We start from the raw sequence: 16,913 nt of genomic DNA, 5'->3' as shown, positions 1-16,913 counted from the left end.
ATTTACGGTGCTAAATCTCTAATCCGACAGCCTCGTTAGGGGCACTCTAGACATGGAAAGTTACTCCGAAATTATACTACTCCTCGTAATTGCCATTGCTTCGTGGGGGCTATGGATAGCCTTCGAAATTTTGCGAAGGAGGCGACTACAAAAAGTTGCTCATACACTAGGTTTCAACTTTGAAAAATGTTCGTCACTTGAAGTGCTAGATCCACCTCAATCTAGTCTTTTCGATGTTAACGCAACCAAGCAATATCTGAATATTTTGTCAGGAGAGTACAGGAAAACAAAATGTTCCGTGTTTTGCTTTTCATACTGGGTAGATGCCCAAAACAATACGCACAGAGAAAATCAGACAGTTTTTGTTTTTGAATCTAACAAAACCTTTCCTTTCATAGACTGCACCTATAGAAAAAAAGCGCCACTAATCCTCGTAGAAAATATTCCAGAAGCATTAGATATAGAAATAAGAGATCAGGTTTTTGATCCAAAGTATCGAGTTCAGGCAGGCGAGACGAGTAAAGCAAAAAGGCTACTGAAAAATGGAGGTTCAGAAGCTCTGCTTGAAGTAGACGGGCTGTCCATGACATGCCAAGGAAACAAGTTGATGCTATACGTGAGCAAAAAAAGAAGCTCAGTAGTAAAGTTTGAAGAGGAGCTAGAGTGCTATTACGGTATATTCAAAAAACTCGAAGCGGCTGCGCCCTAACAAGCGCATAAACCATCGTTCACTTCGCAGGCCGGTTATGCGCGTGTTATAAGGTAGAAATCGCCCGACCTAAATCATAGCTTTTGATTTTTCGGCTAAAAGATCCAAAAAAAACTTATCCAGGCCATTTTTAGAAAGATAGCTAGTACCTTGATTATGGATGACTATAAAGCCTTTCTCGGTGCTCTTGATTTCAGAAATATCGTTCCAGAGGATGCTTTTCTGGTGATAAGTATTGTCGGTAAAGATACCTTGATCATCAATCCGAATACTAACCTGACTGCCCGCAGCGCGGCTGAGCATTTGGCGAGCAACCCACCAGCTTCGTTTATATCGAATTGAGAGCAGTTCGACGCCGCCGAGGGCGAGTAGAAACCAAGCGACATAGACTTCGATATCCATGGCAAAAAAAATGCTGGCCCCAGTGATCAAGATTATGGCCTTACGGTATGCTTTGAGGCCGATAGCGGTGTTGGCAGATTGGTCGAAACACTCGGTGAAGTACTCACGGTTAAGAATATAGTAGCTGCTGTGATTAGTGCTGGTGTCTGTGTCTGTCATGCTGAGGCCTGCTGATGGTTGGTGGCCAATTAGATCAATGGAACATACCCGTTTCAAGTAGCTGGCTGTCTGTGGCAGATAGAAGAGCTACTCTAGTCTTCAAAATTACGTATGTTGCCCTATAACAATTTGAGCGCGCGGGACTGCCTAATCGGCAGCCCCTTCTTAAAGCATTGAGGCTGTAGGAAAAGTCCTGAAGCCCTTGGTGCCGGGGGCTTTTCCTCGCTACAATCGCAGCAAAGAACTTTACCGTTGAGGGTGCAAGGGATGGCACGCTACAAACACTACGATTACGACCAGATCAAGATGATCCCGCTGCGGTTTGCGGATCAGATTCAGCCTGGCACCTTCGAATATACCCTCAGCCACGTGGCCGATCATGACCTCGACCTGCCCCTGTTTGAATCCCGCTATCGCAACGACCAAAACGGTGCCCCGGCCTACGATCCGGCACTGCTGTTGAAGATCGTCTTATTCGCTTATTCCCGCGGTATAGCTACAGCCAGCGGCGGGGAGCCGGTGTTCGGTAATCGGAAACCAATCAAAGGGCTAAAACGCTTCACGCTCAGAGGCAAATCCAAGGTCAATGTCCAATGGCTGACGTACTGCCTGGTACACAATATCGAGGAGACCGGAACGACCGGGCAAATCAGGTACTGAAAGGAAAAACGGGCCGCATAGCGGCCGCTGGTCAGTGCAAAATATAAACAATACGAGTTTGCATCGAATATCCGCTGATAGCAGATAGATCGCTTCAATTACAAAACAGAGCAAAGAGGGCTGTCCGTGATGGGTATTTATACGGCTAAATCTCTAATCCGACTGCCTTGTTAGCAATCTGGGAAATCATATGAAAAATATTAGCCTCGCTGTGCTTTTCTTAATTTCGACAAAGATATTGGCGAGCGTAGAAACTCCAGAAATGAGTGATGACAATGGATATGTTGAGCCTTTTAAGATGTTTGATAACGTGTACTATATTGGAGATAAGTGGGTTTCCTCATATGCTGTGGAAACATCATCCGGTTTGGTCATCATAGACACTCTTGATTTTCCCTATGGCAAGTGGATACCTACCAATCTTAAAAAGCTGGGTTTAGAGGAAAAACCAGTAACCCACATCATCGTAACTCACGGCCATTCTGACCACGTAGGAGGCGCAGAGTATCTCCAGTCCCTGTACGGTTCCAGGGTGATCATGACTGAGAAAGGGCTTGAGTTGGCCAAAGATCAGGCTAATAAAAGTAGTGGCATGAATAAATTCCTGCCCCCGGACGTAAAATCTTTCGCCCAGGATAGCTCCGGAATCGTTGTGGGTGGCACTGAGTTCAAATTTTATATTACGCCAGGCCATACAGAAGGCGACTTGTCTATAGACTTCATGGCTAAGGATAATGGCCAGCTATATCGCGCATTCGTAGTCGGTGGTCATGGGGTGAATTTTCAAAAGCCGGGTCTTGCAAAGAAGTTTATGGCAAGCATGGCCCGAATCAGGAGATTAGCAATCGAGAGCCCAGCAGTAACAGTTAACCTATCAAATCATCCGCACAAGAATAATCTGTTTGCTAATAGAGATAAAAGCATCAGAGGCGAAAATAAAAACATATTCATCAGTCGGGAAAACTTTTCCCGTTTTATAGAGCAGCAAGAAATTCTGGCTGCCGAAAAAATTAGAGAACAGCTTGAGTCAAAATGATCAGCTAATACTAACCCATATGAGCCGCTCCCGAATCAATCAGCGAAATAATCCCTGATGCTTTTCTCATGGGGATCTTTAATAATTTGATCGAAATGCTTCACCATCCTGTTGATTGCCTGCTGTGCGATAAAACACATATAGAGGGTCTCTTACGCACCAATAGCACTGCCATATCGAAGGTTCTGCTCCGTATGGGCCACTAGAAATTACTTGTTGGTCCCTGATAATTGTCTTGAGCATCGTAGAGAAAACCTGCTGAAATCCAGGCGATGGATGCAATCGTTTATTGAGAGCTTAGGGGGCCGACATACAAGGCGATCAAAACGTATTTGCATCGAGTATCCACTGATAGCAGACAGATCGGGTTAAGCCCAAAACAGAACAAGGAGGGCTGTCCGGGGTGGCTGTTTATGCAGCTGATTCTCTAATCCGGCAGCCTTGTTATTCTTTTAAAGTCGAATAGATATTATGAATATAAGTTGCCAGAATTTGTTGAAAGAAACTCTTTCTGAGTTAGTGCCGTTTAGCCAAACGGATTTTGATATGGCTATTAAGTATTTTACCTTTCACACACATATGCCCAAAGACTACATATTTCATCGTGGTGATCTTGTACGTGATGTCTATTTTGTTATTGATGGTATTGGAAGGTATTTTTACATAGATGAAGAAGGTAATGAGCGGAATAAATCATTGGTTAGAACCGGAGGTGCATTTGCTAGTCTCAGCACATTGGTTGAAGATTGTCCTAGCCCGTTTTTTGCTCAGGCAATTACGCAGTGTTCCACCGCATCAATAAAATACGACTGTTTAATAGAGCTCTCCAGAGAAAATTACAACTGGGGAGAGTTTCTGCGAAAAATTTATGAACGTCTCGTGCTGAAGAAAGAAAAAAGGGAGGCGGGATTTTTGCTGTTGACAGCAAAAGAACGGTACGAGCAGTTTTTAAACGAGTTTGGTGATGAAGGTAGAAAAATACCACTTCGCCAGGTAGCTATGTACATTGGAGTTACCGATGTCACTGTGTCACGAATACGCAGAGAGATGGGCTTAACATAGGTTAAGGTGGCGATGATGATCGATTTGTATAATGGCCTATCATTTCTGAGGGAGAAAGAAGGTGAAAAAAATATTGCCACCCATGCTGTTTTTTATATTTTTGCTTGTAATGGCCTTGATATGCTGGAGTATGGGGTCACCTCATAATATTAGTTACCCATACAACCTGGTTGGATTGCCTTTTGCTCTAGGTGGACTTTTGCTGGCGGTAACTGGAAAGAGGACTTTTAATCGAATAGGCACCAATGTTATGACATTTGATGAGCCTGACGTACTTGTAACAGAAGGGATTTTTAAATATACAAGGAACCCCATGTACCTCGGTTTTGTAATATCGATGGTTGGATTTAGCATGCTTATGGGAGCTGCTGTTTCATCCTTATTGCTTGCTGGTGTGTTTTTTCTTGTTACTGATAGATGGTACATTGCATTCGAAGAGGAGGTAATGCGCCGTAAGTTTGGTCAAGACTATGAGGTATATTGTCAAAAAGTAAGGCGGTGGTTTTAATACACATAACACATATGGGCCGCCCCCGCGTCAATAGGCGAAGTAACCCCTGAGGCCTTCCTCATGGGGAATCTTTAATCATTCGATCGACATACTTCGCCTTTCCGTTGATTCCCTTTTGGGGCCCGGTGATTATTTTGATCATCTTATTGAAAATCAATAATCCCCGATCGCAGGTGCTCCAGAAATACCTTCACTTTCTCCAGTGGGTATTTTCTGCCTGAATAAAACGCGTATAAGACGAGGTCTTCCGGTTCGTAGTTAAGGTTGACTTGTATAAGAGCGCCACTGTCTATGTCTGCCTGGCATGCATGCAGGGGTAAAATAGCAAAGCCAAGTCCTTTCAGTGCGGCGGCTTTGGCCATATTGCCGCTATTGACCTTGTAGCTGGAGTGCACCTGAATGGTTTGGTTCTGTTTAAATCGCCAGGGCATACCTTGTAGTACAGACAGACTGGTAATGCAGGGGGCTTTGCGCAGTGCATCCAGTGTGCGTGGCAATGGATGATGTTTTAGAAGCTGTGGTGCGGCAACTACGCAACTTGGCCAGCGCAGGATTTCCCTGGCGACCCAGCCAGAATCTTCCAGCGGTCCGCGGCCAAAACGTAACACTAAATCGAATCCCTCTAACAAGCCTTCCGCTGGATTTAGTTGGGTATCGCAACTTAGTTGTATTTGAGGATGCCTGAGGCAGAAGTCTGCGATGATCTCAGCCAGGAAGGGGAGGTCAGGCATGATGATCTTAAGGTGGCCAGACAGGGAATCACCATACAGAGAGACCTCTTCCAGCGCATCATTCATGGCTTGTGTGAGCGGTACGACGGACTGATAGAGTTGTGTGCCGGCAGTGCTTGGAATCATCTTCCGTGTGGTGCGGTCCAGTAATCGCAAATTGAGTTGCTGCTCCAGTAAGGCGACGTGTCGGCTGACATTGGATGTTGGCAATTGGAGTTGCTCTGCTGCTTGCTTAAAGCTCAGTTGCTCATATACGGCCTGGAAACTCAGTAACCATTGAAGTTCGATTTTCTCAATCATTGATTATCTCAAAAAATGGGATTTATAACGCAGTATTTATATATTTATCCTGAATAATGGCTCTGTGACAATCGCTACCGAAGTTTATTATCGAGGTAGGGTTGGATGAACAACCGCAGACGTATTGCCATTATCGGTGCAGGGGTTGCCGGGATGGCGCTGGCGATTCTCGCCACAAAACAAGGTTTTCAGGTGAGCTTGTATGAGCGGGATAGCGGGGTCTCGTCTTTTGGTGGCGGTGTGACTTTATGGCCAAATGCCGTTTTTGTTCTGCAGCAGATGGAGGTGGAGAAAGAGATAAAGCGCATTGGCGGTGAGCCTCGTTTTATACGCCAGTTTGATCAGAATGGTATCCGGCAGGGTGTGCTGGATATTGAAGCAGTAAACATGCTGAGTGGTTTCCCCAGCGTAACGATATTGCGTCGTGATCTTATGTGTACTCTGGCCAGGGCTTTAGACGATCTGGGCGTAGAAATGCACTTTGATTGCTCAATGACGGCGCAGGATATTGACGGACTGAAGCAACGGTTTGATCTGGTGGTAGGCGCCGATGGGCGAATGAACTCAGTGGTGCGTCAGACGCTGTACGCAGAAAAGGTGAGTCCCTGTTATCAGGGCTTCATTAACATCATTGGTATTAGTCAGCTGGAGGCGGCTGTTTTAGATAACGCCATTCATGACTTCCGTGGCGCAGGCGAGCGCTTTGGAATAGTTCCTGTCAGAGCAGGCTTGTGTTTTTGGGCCGGGGCATGGACTGCGCCCCTTGATCGTGAACGCTCTTTATCCGCCTGGTATGCCGAGATGCATCGGCGTTTCCTGGACTGGCCTGATCCGGTGCAAAGTGTGCTGAACTCCTACGATAAAGCATCGCTCAGCCGCATTTTTGTGCATGATCTTGATCCTCTGCCCCGTTGGCATCAGGACAATGTTTTGGTGATTGGAGATGCGGCCCATGCATCTTTGCCGACGTCCGGGCAGGGGGCGTGTCAGGCACTGGAAGATGCATGGCATCTTGCCCGGATTTTGGCAGGACAAAGCGAGCTGGATAAGGTTCTGACAGAGTTCTATCGACAGCGCATCGCCAAGGTATCTGCCGCCCAATCCGTTGGCAGGCAGCTGGCACAGAGCATTTTTGGAGATCATTCAGAAACTCAGCCGTCTGTTTCAGGCATTTCTGTAGAGCAGCTGAGCCAGTTCTGGATGCAGGGATTAGCTATAGAATAAGCGCACACCCAGTGTCTGGCTTCTGTGTACCGTATCTGCTGAGCTGAGCTGAGCTGAACTCGGCTTTCTACCGCCTGCTGTTCATGTGTATCCCGATATTTGCGCGGGACTGGGATTGCCAAGGCGCAGGGCTCAGATATATCGATCGATACCCCGGTAACAACGGGGTTATTGGTGTAGAATCGCACTAGTCTTCGCCGGGTTGGTTAGGCTGATCTGTCAGCCCTGGCAAACGCCGGTCTGAGCGGTGCAGGCTCAGTCGGTACTCAGGTGATGATGTCCGCCGCTACGCTCCGGTTCCCTCTATCGGACATTACCTGTATCAATCGAGGGAAATATTAGATGTCTGATACCTGTCCGCCGGCTCACTCCGTTATTGATGATTTCGTGGCACCGGCGTGTGAGGGGTTTCTGGAAATTTTATATCAGGATGACGATATCCTGTTGATCAACAAACCCAGTGGCCTGCTCAGTTTATCGGGTAAGAACCCGCAAAACTGGGATTCGGTGCATTACCGTTTGGTAAATGGCCAGGAGGGCGTGAGCCCGGCATACCCGGAGGCGAAGTTACCGCACCGGTTAGATTTTGGTACATCGGGCATTATGGTTGTGGGGCTGCATGCCGCCTCTTCGCAACATCTCAGCAGGCAGTTTCAGGCTCGCACAGTCCGGAAGCGTTATGTTGCCCTGCTGGAAGGCTGGCTTGCCGACGATCAGGGGCAGATAACCGCTGCTATCGCGAAGGATAAAAACTGTTTTCCCCGGGTAAAGATCTGCCCGACCACAGGCAAAACGGCGATCAGTGAATACCGAGTCTTGCAACGGTTAGGGCAGCCGCGCCGGAGCCTGGTGCAGTACATTCCGCATACCGGACGCACGCATCAGTTACGCATTCACAGTGAGTCGATCGGCCACCCCATTCTTGGATGTGATCTGTATAAAAGCGATTGTAGTGAGCAGATGGCAGATCGTTTGCTCTTACACGCCAGTGACCTGTATTTCGAACACCCGGGTAGTGACGAGCAACTGCATGGGCATTGCCCCTGTCCGTTTTAGTCTGTTCGTCGGTTTTGCTTCAAAGTCACCCAGGGTTTGACGTTTAAAAGGTGTCGTCAGACTTTTGTGAATCCGCCAGAAAACACTTAATTTTCCAGAGCTGCAATTCGAGATTATGACGAGAAAAAAGTTAAGCCTGAAGGTGAAGAGAAATCCGGAATTCAAACCGGTGGATGAGGTCGTCAAGGAAGTCATTGATGACGATCCGTATAAGCGTTTTCAAAATGGCGTAGCCATTCATCCCTCACCCTGTATTCGCCTGGAGTCAGGTTCACCGGAACTCTCTGCGCGAGCGATCGATCTGATCACCCCTATCGGAATGGGGCAGCGAGGCTTGATAGTCGCACCTCCCGGCTCCGGAAAATCGACCCTTTTAAAACATATTTGCCAGGCGGTCGGGAAGGCTTATCCCGAGATAAAGCTTTATGCGCTACTCATTGATGAGCGACCGGAAGAGGTGACTGACTTTAAGCGTGGTGTACCGGCACAGGTGCATGCGTCGTCCTCGGATGGAAGCTATCAGCAACACGTCCGGGTGGCCGATGAGTTACTTGATATCGCGCGCCGGGAAGCGGGAGAGGGTCACAATGTCATGATTGTCATAGACTCTCTTACAAGGCTCTCCCGGGTACATAATGCTGAACGAAAAAGCAGTGGTCGTACGATGTCGGGTGGTATTGATGCCCGTGCTTTGGAGATACCGCGTAAGTTGTTTGGCGCAGCCCGAAACATTGAGAACGGTGGTTCGCTGACCATTCTGGCGACCGTACTCATTGATACCGGAAGTCAGATGGATCAGGTGATATTTGAGGAGTTCAAGGGCACCGGGAATATGGAAGTTGTGCTATCACGGGAAGCGGCCAGTCGGCGGGTTTTTCCAGCACTGGACATCGCTAAGAGTAGTACGCGCCGTGATGAGCTGCTTTTAGACTCCAAAGACATTGCAAGCGTGAGGGATTTGCGACGCGCGCTGACCTCGCTCAGGCCTTTAGAGGGCACCCGAAAACTGGTTGAGTTACTGGAGAAATACCCCACGAATGCAGAGTTACTCAACTCTTTACAGCCAACATAAATAGTTGCTTCTTAATAAACCTGGAAGCCCTTTCAGGTGCGACACAGAGCACCCCAGCGCTCAGGCTCAATGTTCTGAGCTTGAGCGCTGGGTCGATTAGGCCGCTGAGGATTATTTACTTACCTGCGCGGCTTCCTTCATTGCATCCTGGCCTTTCTTCCACAGATTACCCTGCCACAGTTCTTCCAGCCCGGTTTCGCCGGATACGCCCTGGGTGGTGAGGTAATCAAAGTAGGACGTTGGTTTATGGCCGGTCAGGTTGTAGAAGTCCGGGCTGCAGCGGCAGTAGAAGCCGTTTACCAGATACTCGAAAAACTCGGCCCGGGTAGCACCGAAATCGTTCTCGAAATCGGTCATCGACTGGGCACGGTATTCGATCTCCTTGCCCATCGCTCTGCCCAGATCGGCGGCGATCTCTGTCATCGATTGCGGCGCGGGGCCGGTAATATCGTAGAACTTGTTGTCGTGACGTTCTGGGCCTTCGTGCAGGATAACCGCGGCGGCTTCGGCGATATCGCGGGTGGCGACAAAGGAATTGCGCGCATCGCCCAGCGGATTGCTGAACCAGCCCTCGGCGGCGATGGTTTCGCAATCGGTCTTCAGCAGGTGGTTCATAAAGAAGTTGTTACGCAGCACGGTAACATTCAGGCCAGCGTCGATCAGGGCCTTTTCTCCCCACCAGTAGTGCTGCAGCATCAGCGGGATGGCTGCGCCTGCACGGGAGGCGTGTGTTTCGGCATCATAGGAGGCGGTGTTGGTGTCGGCCCCCATGCAGCTGACACGGACTACGTGCTTGATGCTGTCACTGCGCCTGGCTAACTCCTCACAGAAGTTCAGGTGGCCCTGCAGCATCGGGTCCAGCGAGGCGGAGTAGATGGCACTGACCGATTCCAATGCGGCGGGCCAGCTGCTGGCATCGTTAAGGTCAAAGAAAACGGTCTCATCCGCACCGAGGGCTTTCAGCTCAGCGGCTTTGGCTTCCGAGTGATAACAGGCACGGACGGTAAATTCGCCGGATCGGGCCAGACGGGCAACCAGTTCTTTGCCGATACGGCCGGTTGCAGAGGTAATCAGGACAACAGGTTTGGACATTGAATACAGTTCCGGATAATAGTGTTGAATAGCTGAGCCGGGGCGGGGTCAGGCACGGTGTCGTGATGGCATCCAGATATAAAGCGCTGGTGCGAGTGCCTGTAAATGTTTATGCCCAAGGCGTATCTGATCATGATCAGATAGCGCTTACGGGCGACCTAGGGCCAGATTGATGCCAGACGTGGAGCCTGTCGCAACCAGATAACCGATTGCCGATGTGACGGCAGAAGCCTGCCTGGTGAGGCGATATGCCGATGTGCTAACGGTGCGGAGAGTGATAGGGTGGCCAGAGGCCGAAGGGGCGACTTTAACAAGTCTGATGGGAGGATGATTATGGTATTGCCGGAACCTGAATTTCTGGAGGCGCCGGAGCGGCGTCTGGTGGCGCTGTCCAAGCAGTTTACCTTTGATACACGTTATGAGATTCCAGCGCTTTGGAATGATTTCTGGTCTCGTCAGTGGCAGCTGCCCGGTCAGGAGGAGCAAGCCTGCTATGGCGTTTCCTACTCGGTGCATCCGGATGGACGCTTTAGCTATGCCGTTGGCCTGAATATTGAACCGATGCCAGAAGATAAGCCTGAGGGCAGTTGCACGGTTACCCTGTCTGCCGGACGTTACGCCGTATTCCGCAAACGGGGCAGCGCTCAGGAGATTCCGGCGATGTTCGATGAGATCTTCACTCGCTGGTTGCCAGCCTCCGGGGAGAAGCAGCGTGAAGGCGCGGTTTTTGAGCGTTATCCCTATGAAGAGGGGTGTTCGCCGGAGGATATGAACATTGAAATCTGGCTGCCCCTGGAGGCCGGTCACTAAGTTGTGATCACTGCTAGCCGTCGAAGAGGCGGCCTTATTTTCAACTCGCCGGGGACATTGTCGCATTCTCTCAGATGACGCGGCATGGGGGCAGGAGTTGGTAGTACTATTGTTGCCTTAGTTGCAGCTGGAATGAGCGCTGAAACAGCCGCTGGAATGAATAATCGGGGAATCCTGTATGCCTACTTATGACTATCGCTGTGAAGCGAATCAGGCAATCTATGAAGTTAAGCACGCTATATCGGAGAGTCTCAGCAACTGGGGCGAGCTGTGCGAGCGCGCCGGTATAGATCCGGGTGATATTGCACCGGATAGCGAGGTGACCCGCCTGATCAGTGGCGGAGGCGTGGTCAGAAGTGGCTCGCTGAAGAATCCGGAGGCACCGCCTTGTATGACCGGCGGCGGCTGTTCGGGCGGAGGTTGCGGGATCTGACTGCGCGCTGACTCATCGAAACCCTGAAACAGGAGTTTAATGTGCCTAAGGTGATTCTGCGGGGATATATTGTGGTGCCCGAGGCCGATCTGGCGGCCGTGCGCCAGGCTCTGGATCGACATATTGCGCTGACCCGGCAGGAAACGGGATGCCTGGTCTTCGAGGTGTCAGCGGATGCCTGCGAGCCAAACCGCTTTAATGTCTATGAAGAGTTCTGTGACCGTAAGGCATTTACTGACCATCAGCAGCGTGTGCAGAATTCCGTCTGGGGAGCGATAACGGCGCGGGTATCGCGGCATTACAACATCGAAGAGGTTAACTAATACAGCGGTAGGATCATCTCGCAAAACAGATCAGCCAGCCTGAAAAGGCCGGCTGCTCTTGGCTAAGCCGTTTTTCTGCTTTATTCGCCCTCGACCTGAGCAATCACCTCAGCGTACTGCTGATCAAATTCATGGAACTGGTTATCGTTGTGGTCGCAGCAGCGGATAGCACCGTTTTTAATGTTGTAGATCCAGCCGTGAATACTCACCTTGCCGGTGGCCAGCTTGGCTGCGACTGCCGGATGGGTGCGGATATGCTGAACCTGCTGCAGCACGTTCTCTTCTATCGCTTCGTTCAGGTGCTCATGACCGACGCACTGTCCTGAATCGATGCCATGTCTTTCCCGCACAATCTCCATCGCCGATCGGCAGTGGCCGAGCCACTCTTTAACGTGAGGCAGGCCGTTGAGGGCTTCCAGGTTCAGGGCACCCTTGACCGCGCCGCAATCGGTATGGCCGCAGATGATGATGTGGCGTACGCCCAGTACCGCGACGGCATACTCGATGGAGGCAGTCATACCGCCGGTTTCGGTGCTGTGGGGCGGGATAATGTTGCCGGCATTACGGCAGATAAACAGATCACCGGGATCGGTGCCGGTCAGCAGGTTTGGGTCAATACGGGAGTCGGAGCAGGTGATAAAGAGGATATCCGGGTTCTGTCCGCTGGCCAGGGTGCCGAACAGGTCCTTATGCTCCGGGTATACGTTCTGGCGGAAGTTCAGTACGCCTTTGACTATTTTTTCCACGATGGTCGTTCTCGTTTAAGGTCTGGAAATCTGTAGATGGAACCAGCATAACCTGCAATCTGCCGGATGGATACCGGCGTACAGGTGACGCCGCTATCCAGGGCTGATGAACGGGTGTTAGCTGATCTCCATAAGCACTTCGCCCGGGGTGACGCGATCGCCTTTTTTCACATGAATCGCGCTGACGGTACCGGCGATATTGGCATGTATCTCGGTTTCCATCTTCATCGCCTCAGCCACCAGCAGGGCCTGACCGGCCTCCACCACATCGCCTTGCTTAACCAGGATCTCGAAGATGTTGCCCGGCATAGCGGTCGTTACGTGCCCCGGCTCGCTGGCGTGCTTGCGGCCGCTGCTGCCCTGGGAGACAAACTCATTGGTGGGCTCGAAGACCACCTCTTCCGGTACGCCGTCCAGCGAGAGGTAGATCTTGCGTTTGCCTGCGCCATAGTCGCCGACACCGGTGATGGCGATATCGTAGATCTCGCCGTGCACGTCGATTTTAAACTCGGATGCACCTGCCTGGGCCAGGTTAGCGCCATTCTCGACATCTGCCGGCAGCAGCTCTTCCGGCTTCAGGTTGCCGTCCGCGCGCTGCTGCAGGAACTCACGGCCAAGATCAGGGAACATGGCGTAGGTAAGTACATCCTCTTCGGACTCGGCCAGTGAGCCGATCTCACTGCGCAGGGCGTTCAGTTCGGGCTGCAGCAAGTCTGCCGGGCGGCCGACATCGACACTTTCGTTACCGATGGCCTTTTTCAGCAGTTGCTCGTCGACCGGGGCCGGGGCGGCACCGTAGCCACCGCGCAGATAACGCTTCACCTCATTGGTGATGGTCTTATAGCGCTCGCCGGAGAGTATGTTATAGACCGCCTGGGTGCCGACGATCTGCGAAGTCGGTGTCACCAGTGGTGGGTAGCCCAGATCTTTACGCACCCGGGGGATCTCAGCGAAGACGTCGCGGATCTTATCCAGTGCGTTCTGCTCTTTCAACTGGTTAGCCAGGTTTGACATCATGCCGCCCGGCACCTGGTTGATCTGGACGGAGATATCCTCGCGGGTGAATTCGCTCTCAAACTGGTGGTACTTCTTACGGATCTCGCGGAAGTAATCTGCAATCTCGGTCAGCAGCTCCAGATCCAGGCCGGTGTCGTACCCGGTACCCTTCAGGGCCGCGACCTGAGCTTCGGTGGCCGGATGGCTGGTACCGCCGGCAAAGGATGAGATCGCCGTATCGATATGATCGGCTCCGGCCTCGATCGCCTTCAGCTGGCACAGCTGGGCCAGGCCCGCGGTGGCATGGCTGTGCAATACGATTGGCAGGTCCAGCTCGGCTTTCAGCGCTGTCACCAGATCGTAGGTGGCGTAAGGGGTCAGCAGGCCAGCCATATCCTTAATCGCGATAGAATCGGCACCCATATCCCGCAGTGCCTTGGCGAGTTTTACAAAGGTTTCCGGGGTGTGCACCGGGCTGGTGGTGTAACACAGCGTCCCCTGGGCATGTTTGCCGGCCTTTTTCACCGCTTTCATGGCGGTTTCCAGGTTGCGGACATCGTTCAGGGCATCGAAGACACGGAACACATCAATGCCGTTTTTGGCGGCTTTGTCGACGAAGGCTTCAACGACATCATCGGCGTAATGGCGGTAGCCCAGCAGGTTCTGACCCCGCAACAGCATCTGCAGGCGGGTGTTTGGCAGGGCGGCCCGTAGCTGGCGCAGACGTTCCCAGGGGTCCTCTTTAAGGAAGCGCACGCAGGTATCGAAGGTAGCGCCGCCCCAGACTTCCAGCGACCAGTAGCCGACCTGATCCAGCTTATCGCAGATTGGCAGCATATCCTCGGTACGCATACGGGTGGCGATCAGAGACTGGTGCGCATCGCGCAGAATCACATCGGTGATCTTAACTTGTCTGGTATTGCTCATTGTTGTTCTCCTGCAACCAGCCTGATGGCTGACTGGAATCTATTGGGTACTGATTAGCTGCCCATATGGGCGGCAATGGCTGCTGCAACGGCCAGGGCCATTTCGCTCGGCTGGCGTTTGTCGGAATAGTTCAGAAGCTCCGGGTGGTTCGGTACAAAGCTGGTGTTAAACGTTGCTTGCCTGAAGTCCGGGTGTTGCAGAATCTGCCCGTAATAGTTGGCCGTGGTTTTAATCCCCTGCAGGCGCATATCCGCCAGCGCCCGCTGGCCCCGGGCGACCACTTCATCCCAGGTCAGTGCCCAGACCACCAGCTTGAGGCACATGGAGTCGTAGAACGGCGGGATCTCGTAGCCGGTATAGATAGCCGTATCGACACGCACGCCCGGGCCGCCCGGCGCGTAGTAGTGGGAGATGCGGCCAAAGCTGGGCAGGAAGTCGTTTTTCGGGTCTTCGGCATTGATACGGAACTGCAGGGCATAGCCGCGGTAGCTGATATCTTCCTGGCGATAGCTGAGCTCCAGTCCCGAGGCGATGCGCAGCTGCTCGCGGACAATATCCACCCCGGTGATCTGTTCGGTGATGGTGTGTTCGACCTGTACCCGGGTGTTCATCTCCATAAAGTAGACTTCGTTACCGGACAGCAGAAACTCCACCGTACCGGCATTTTCATAGCCTACGGCCTCTGCGGCTTTGACCGCCAGGCCGCCGATATACTGGCGCTGTTCCGGCGTCAGCTGTGGGCTGGGCGCGATCTCGATCAGCTTCTGGTTGCGGCGCTGGATCGAGCAGTCACGTTCGTAGAGGTGAATAACGTTGCCGTGACTGTCCGCCAGTACCTGAACCTCAATATGACGCGGATCGACGATGCACTTCTCCATAAAGACTTCAGCCGAGCCAAACGCCTTGGTGGCTTCAGAGATAACCCTTGGATACTGCAGCTTCAGCTCCTGCGGGGTGTCACAGCGGCGGATGCCGCGGCCGCCACCACCGGAGGTGGCCTTTACCATCACTGGATAACCGATCTCATCGGCCAGCTTCAGGGCCTCATCGATATCTGCCAGATTGCCCTCTGAGCCGGGAGTGATCGGCACGCCGGCGGCACGCATCGAATCGCGGGCCTGGGTTTTGTCCCCCATCTTATGGATTACGCCGGCGCTGGGGCCGATAAAGGTGATGCCCTGCAGTTCGCACTGGCGGGCGAATTCGGTGTTTTCAGACAGGAAGCCGTAACCCGGATGGATGGCATCGCAACCGGTTTCTACCGCCAGGTTGACGATACGCAGCGGGTCCAGGTAGCCGGACAGGGGGTCGTCACCCAGAGAATAAGCTTCATCGGCACGCTTAACGTGCAAGGCATAGCGGTCGGGTTCGGTATAAATCGCCACCGAGCGGATGCCCATCTCGGCGCAGGCGCGCACGATGCGGACGGCAATTTCACCGCGGTTGGCAATCAGCACTTTTTTTATCATTAGATTCTCCTCAGCCCTCAGGCGATCTGCCGTCAGAGTTGAAATTATCCTAGCGGCAGCGATGGATAAGCCAAAATTGATATTTTTTGGTTTAGCTATAAGGTATTGCTTATAGATAAGCCTGCATTGAGGAAACCTGATGCCACTGTCGATCCAGAAACTGAGTAGTCGCCTGACTTTTCGCCAGCTTCAGGTGTTTAAGGCGGTTTATGAGTTGCAGAGTTACAGCAAGGCCGGCGAGTTGCTGGGACTGACCCAGCCCGCGGTGAGCAGCCAGATCCGCCAGCTGGAGCAGGTACTGGATCAGCCATTGTTTGAATATGTGGGACGGCGCTTGTTCTGTACCGCCGCGGGCGAGCGCCTGGCACTGAGTATTGGCAATATCTTTACCGAGTTGCGCAATCTGCAGACCGACCTCGCCGCCTTGCAGGGAAATGTCGCCGGAGAGCTGAGGCTGGTGGCAGTGAATACTGCGCAATATGTGGTGCCCTATCTGCTGCGCGCTTTCCTCGACCTGCACCCGCAGATCAGCGTCAGTGTGGCGGTTGTTAACCGGGCGACGGCACTGGAGCGGTTGCATAATAACAGCGATGATCTGGTGATTATGGGGATGGTGCCGACGGATAAGCCTTTCACCTCGCTGCCATTTCTGGATAACGAACTGGTACCCGTGGTGCCGGTCGGGCATCCGCTGCTGCAGCAAACGCAGATCGAGCCGCAGGCATTCCTGGACAGTCACCTGCTGTTGCGTGAACCGGGTTCCGGCAGCAGGCTGGCACTGGAACAGCATTGCCAGGCACAGCGATTGCGTATCCAGCCCAGCATGGAGCTGGGCTCCAATGATGCGGTGAAACACTCGGTTATCGCCGGCCTGGGAGTGGCCGTATTACCGCGCCTCAGTATCCTGCCGGAGCTGGAGTTAGGAAAACTGCAACTCGTGGATATTACCGGCTTTCCATTACGCCGCAGCTGGTGTGTGGTGTACCCGCTGGCGAAGCACCCCACGCCCGCGATGCAGGCATTTCTTGACTATATTCAGCAGAATATCCGCCAGTTCAGCAGGAGTTTTCTGACGCTCTGAGGATGCTCCGGAGAATATCGGAGTTTTATTTGGGCGTCGGCGACTTGGCTGGGCCGGCACTTATCGCGAGACTTATCGCGACACTTTTACCGGCACTAAATTAAGGGGAGCAGG

At 52.2% G+C, this 16,913-nt stretch carries 18 protein-coding genes; 12 read left to right on the top strand and 6 right to left on the bottom strand.

Annotation, left to right across the window (positions count from 1 at the left end):
• The first annotated feature begins 52 nt into the window (after window positions 1–52).
• The gene (locus tag Q354_RS0111860) at window positions 53–709 is read left to right on the top strand and encodes a hypothetical protein (protein WP_027857785.1); all 657 of its coding nucleotides are present in this window, start codon (window positions 53–55) and stop codon (window positions 707–709) included.
• A gap of 69 nt (window positions 710–778) precedes the next feature.
• Here the strand turns inward: Q354_RS0111860 and Q354_RS25580 are convergent, their stop codons facing one another.
• Window positions 779–1,270, bottom strand: a complete 492-nt coding sequence (locus Q354_RS25580; RefSeq protein ID WP_036229548.1) for a YcxB family protein — start codon at window positions 1,268–1,270, stop codon at window positions 779–781.
• 267 nt (window positions 1,271–1,537) lie between these two features.
• On the opposite strand from Q354_RS25580, the gene Q354_RS0111850 reads away from it, so the two are divergent.
• From Q354_RS0111850 to Q354_RS0111830, 4 genes are all read left to right on the top strand, one after another.
• The gene (locus Q354_RS0111850) at window positions 1,538–1,930 is read left to right on the top strand and encodes a transposase (protein WP_027857784.1); all 393 of its coding nucleotides are present in this window, start codon (window positions 1,538–1,540) and stop codon (window positions 1,928–1,930) included.
• A 190-nt stretch (window positions 1,931–2,120) separates the two neighbouring features.
• On the top strand, window positions 2,121–2,966 hold the full coding sequence (locus Q354_RS0111845) for an MBL fold metallo-hydrolase (RefSeq protein WP_027857783.1): 846 nt from the start codon (window positions 2,121–2,123) through the stop codon (window positions 2,964–2,966).
• A gap of 546 nt (window positions 2,967–3,512) precedes the next feature.
• Window positions 3,513–4,028: a Crp/Fnr family transcriptional regulator gene (locus Q354_RS0111835; protein WP_245601039.1), complete on the top strand. Its 516-nt coding sequence runs from the start codon at window positions 3,513–3,515 to the stop codon at window positions 4,026–4,028.
• Between the two features lie 61 nt (window positions 4,029–4,089).
• Window positions 4,090–4,536 carry a methyltransferase family protein gene (locus Q354_RS0111830; RefSeq protein WP_027857781.1) on the top strand — a complete coding sequence of 149 codons (447 nt, stop codon included), beginning with the start codon at window positions 4,090–4,092 and terminating at the stop codon, window positions 4,534–4,536.
• Window positions 4,537–4,682: 146 nt separating this feature from the next.
• On the opposite strand, the gene Q354_RS0111825 is transcribed toward Q354_RS0111830, so the two are convergent.
• Complete coding sequence (locus tag Q354_RS0111825; protein ID WP_027857780.1) at window positions 4,683–5,570, bottom strand: LysR family transcriptional regulator; 888 nt, start codon at window positions 5,568–5,570, stop codon at window positions 4,683–4,685.
• 105 nt (window positions 5,571–5,675) lie between these two features.
• On the opposite strand from Q354_RS0111825, the gene Q354_RS0111820 reads away from it, so the two are divergent.
• From Q354_RS0111820 to rho, 3 genes are all read left to right on the top strand, one after another.
• Window positions 5,676–6,794 (top strand): FAD-dependent monooxygenase, encoded by a 1,119-nt coding sequence (locus tag Q354_RS0111820; protein WP_027857779.1) that lies wholly within the window; start codon window positions 5,676–5,678, stop codon window positions 6,792–6,794.
• Between the two features lie 342 nt (window positions 6,795–7,136).
• On the top strand, window positions 7,137–7,850 hold the full coding sequence (locus Q354_RS0111815; RefSeq protein ID WP_027857778.1) for an RluA family pseudouridine synthase: 714 nt from the start codon (window positions 7,137–7,139) through the stop codon (window positions 7,848–7,850).
• Window positions 7,851–7,965: 115 nt separating this feature from the next.
• Window positions 7,966–8,922 (top strand): transcription termination factor Rho, encoded by a 957-nt coding sequence (rho, locus tag Q354_RS25575; protein ID WP_051560085.1) that lies wholly within the window; start codon window positions 7,966–7,968, stop codon window positions 8,920–8,922.
• A gap of 111 nt (window positions 8,923–9,033) precedes the next feature.
• Here the strand turns inward: rho and Q354_RS27410 are convergent, their stop codons facing one another.
• Window positions 9,034–10,014 (bottom strand): NAD(P)H-binding protein, encoded by a 981-nt coding sequence (locus Q354_RS27410; RefSeq protein WP_027857777.1) that lies wholly within the window; start codon window positions 10,012–10,014, stop codon window positions 9,034–9,036.
• 333 nt (window positions 10,015–10,347) lie between these two features.
• Here Q354_RS27410 and Q354_RS25565 point away from each other — a divergent pair, with 333 nt between their 5' ends.
• From Q354_RS25565 to Q354_RS0111790, 3 genes are all read left to right on the top strand, one after another.
• The gene (locus tag Q354_RS25565) at window positions 10,348–10,824 is read left to right on the top strand and encodes a GyrI-like domain-containing protein (RefSeq protein WP_169828884.1); all 477 of its coding nucleotides are present in this window, start codon (window positions 10,348–10,350) and stop codon (window positions 10,822–10,824) included.
• Between the two features lie 178 nt (window positions 10,825–11,002).
• The gene (locus Q354_RS0111795) at window positions 11,003–11,257 is read left to right on the top strand and encodes an FmdB family zinc ribbon protein (protein ID WP_027857776.1); all 255 of its coding nucleotides are present in this window, start codon (window positions 11,003–11,005) and stop codon (window positions 11,255–11,257) included.
• A 41-nt stretch (window positions 11,258–11,298) separates the two neighbouring features.
• Window positions 11,299–11,580, top strand: a complete 282-nt coding sequence (locus Q354_RS0111790; RefSeq protein ID WP_027857775.1) for a putative quinol monooxygenase — start codon at window positions 11,299–11,301, stop codon at window positions 11,578–11,580.
• A gap of 80 nt (window positions 11,581–11,660) precedes the next feature.
• Here the strand turns inward: Q354_RS0111790 and Q354_RS0111785 are convergent, their stop codons facing one another.
• The 3 genes from Q354_RS0111785 to Q354_RS0111775 form a co-directional block, all read right to left on the bottom strand.
• Window positions 11,661–12,326 (bottom strand): carbonic anhydrase, encoded by a 666-nt coding sequence (locus Q354_RS0111785; RefSeq protein WP_027857774.1) that lies wholly within the window; start codon window positions 12,324–12,326, stop codon window positions 11,661–11,663.
• A 117-nt stretch (window positions 12,327–12,443) separates the two neighbouring features.
• Window positions 12,444–14,249: a sodium-extruding oxaloacetate decarboxylase subunit alpha gene (oadA, locus tag Q354_RS0111780; protein WP_027857773.1), complete on the bottom strand. Its 1,806-nt coding sequence runs from the start codon at window positions 14,247–14,249 to the stop codon at window positions 12,444–12,446.
• Window positions 14,250–14,302: 53 nt separating this feature from the next.
• A complete protein-coding gene (locus Q354_RS0111775; protein WP_027857772.1) occupies window positions 14,303–15,718 on the bottom strand; it encodes an acetyl-CoA carboxylase biotin carboxylase subunit in 1,416 nt (471 codons plus the stop codon).
• 139 nt (window positions 15,719–15,857) lie between these two features.
• Between Q354_RS0111775 and Q354_RS0111770 the strand changes: the two genes are divergently transcribed.
• Window positions 15,858–16,799: a LysR family transcriptional regulator gene (locus Q354_RS0111770; RefSeq protein ID WP_027857771.1), complete on the top strand. Its 942-nt coding sequence runs from the start codon at window positions 15,858–15,860 to the stop codon at window positions 16,797–16,799.
• The last annotated feature ends 114 nt before the right edge of the window (window positions 16,800–16,913 follow it).

It is taken from the genome of Marinobacterium jannaschii DSM 6295 (assembly GCF_000620085.1).
Classification (GTDB): Bacteria; Pseudomonadota; Gammaproteobacteria; order Pseudomonadales; family Balneatricaceae; genus Pontibacterium; species Pontibacterium jannaschii.
Note: the sequence above shows the minus strand (reverse complement) of the source record. Positions and strands in the feature narration are given on the sequence as shown.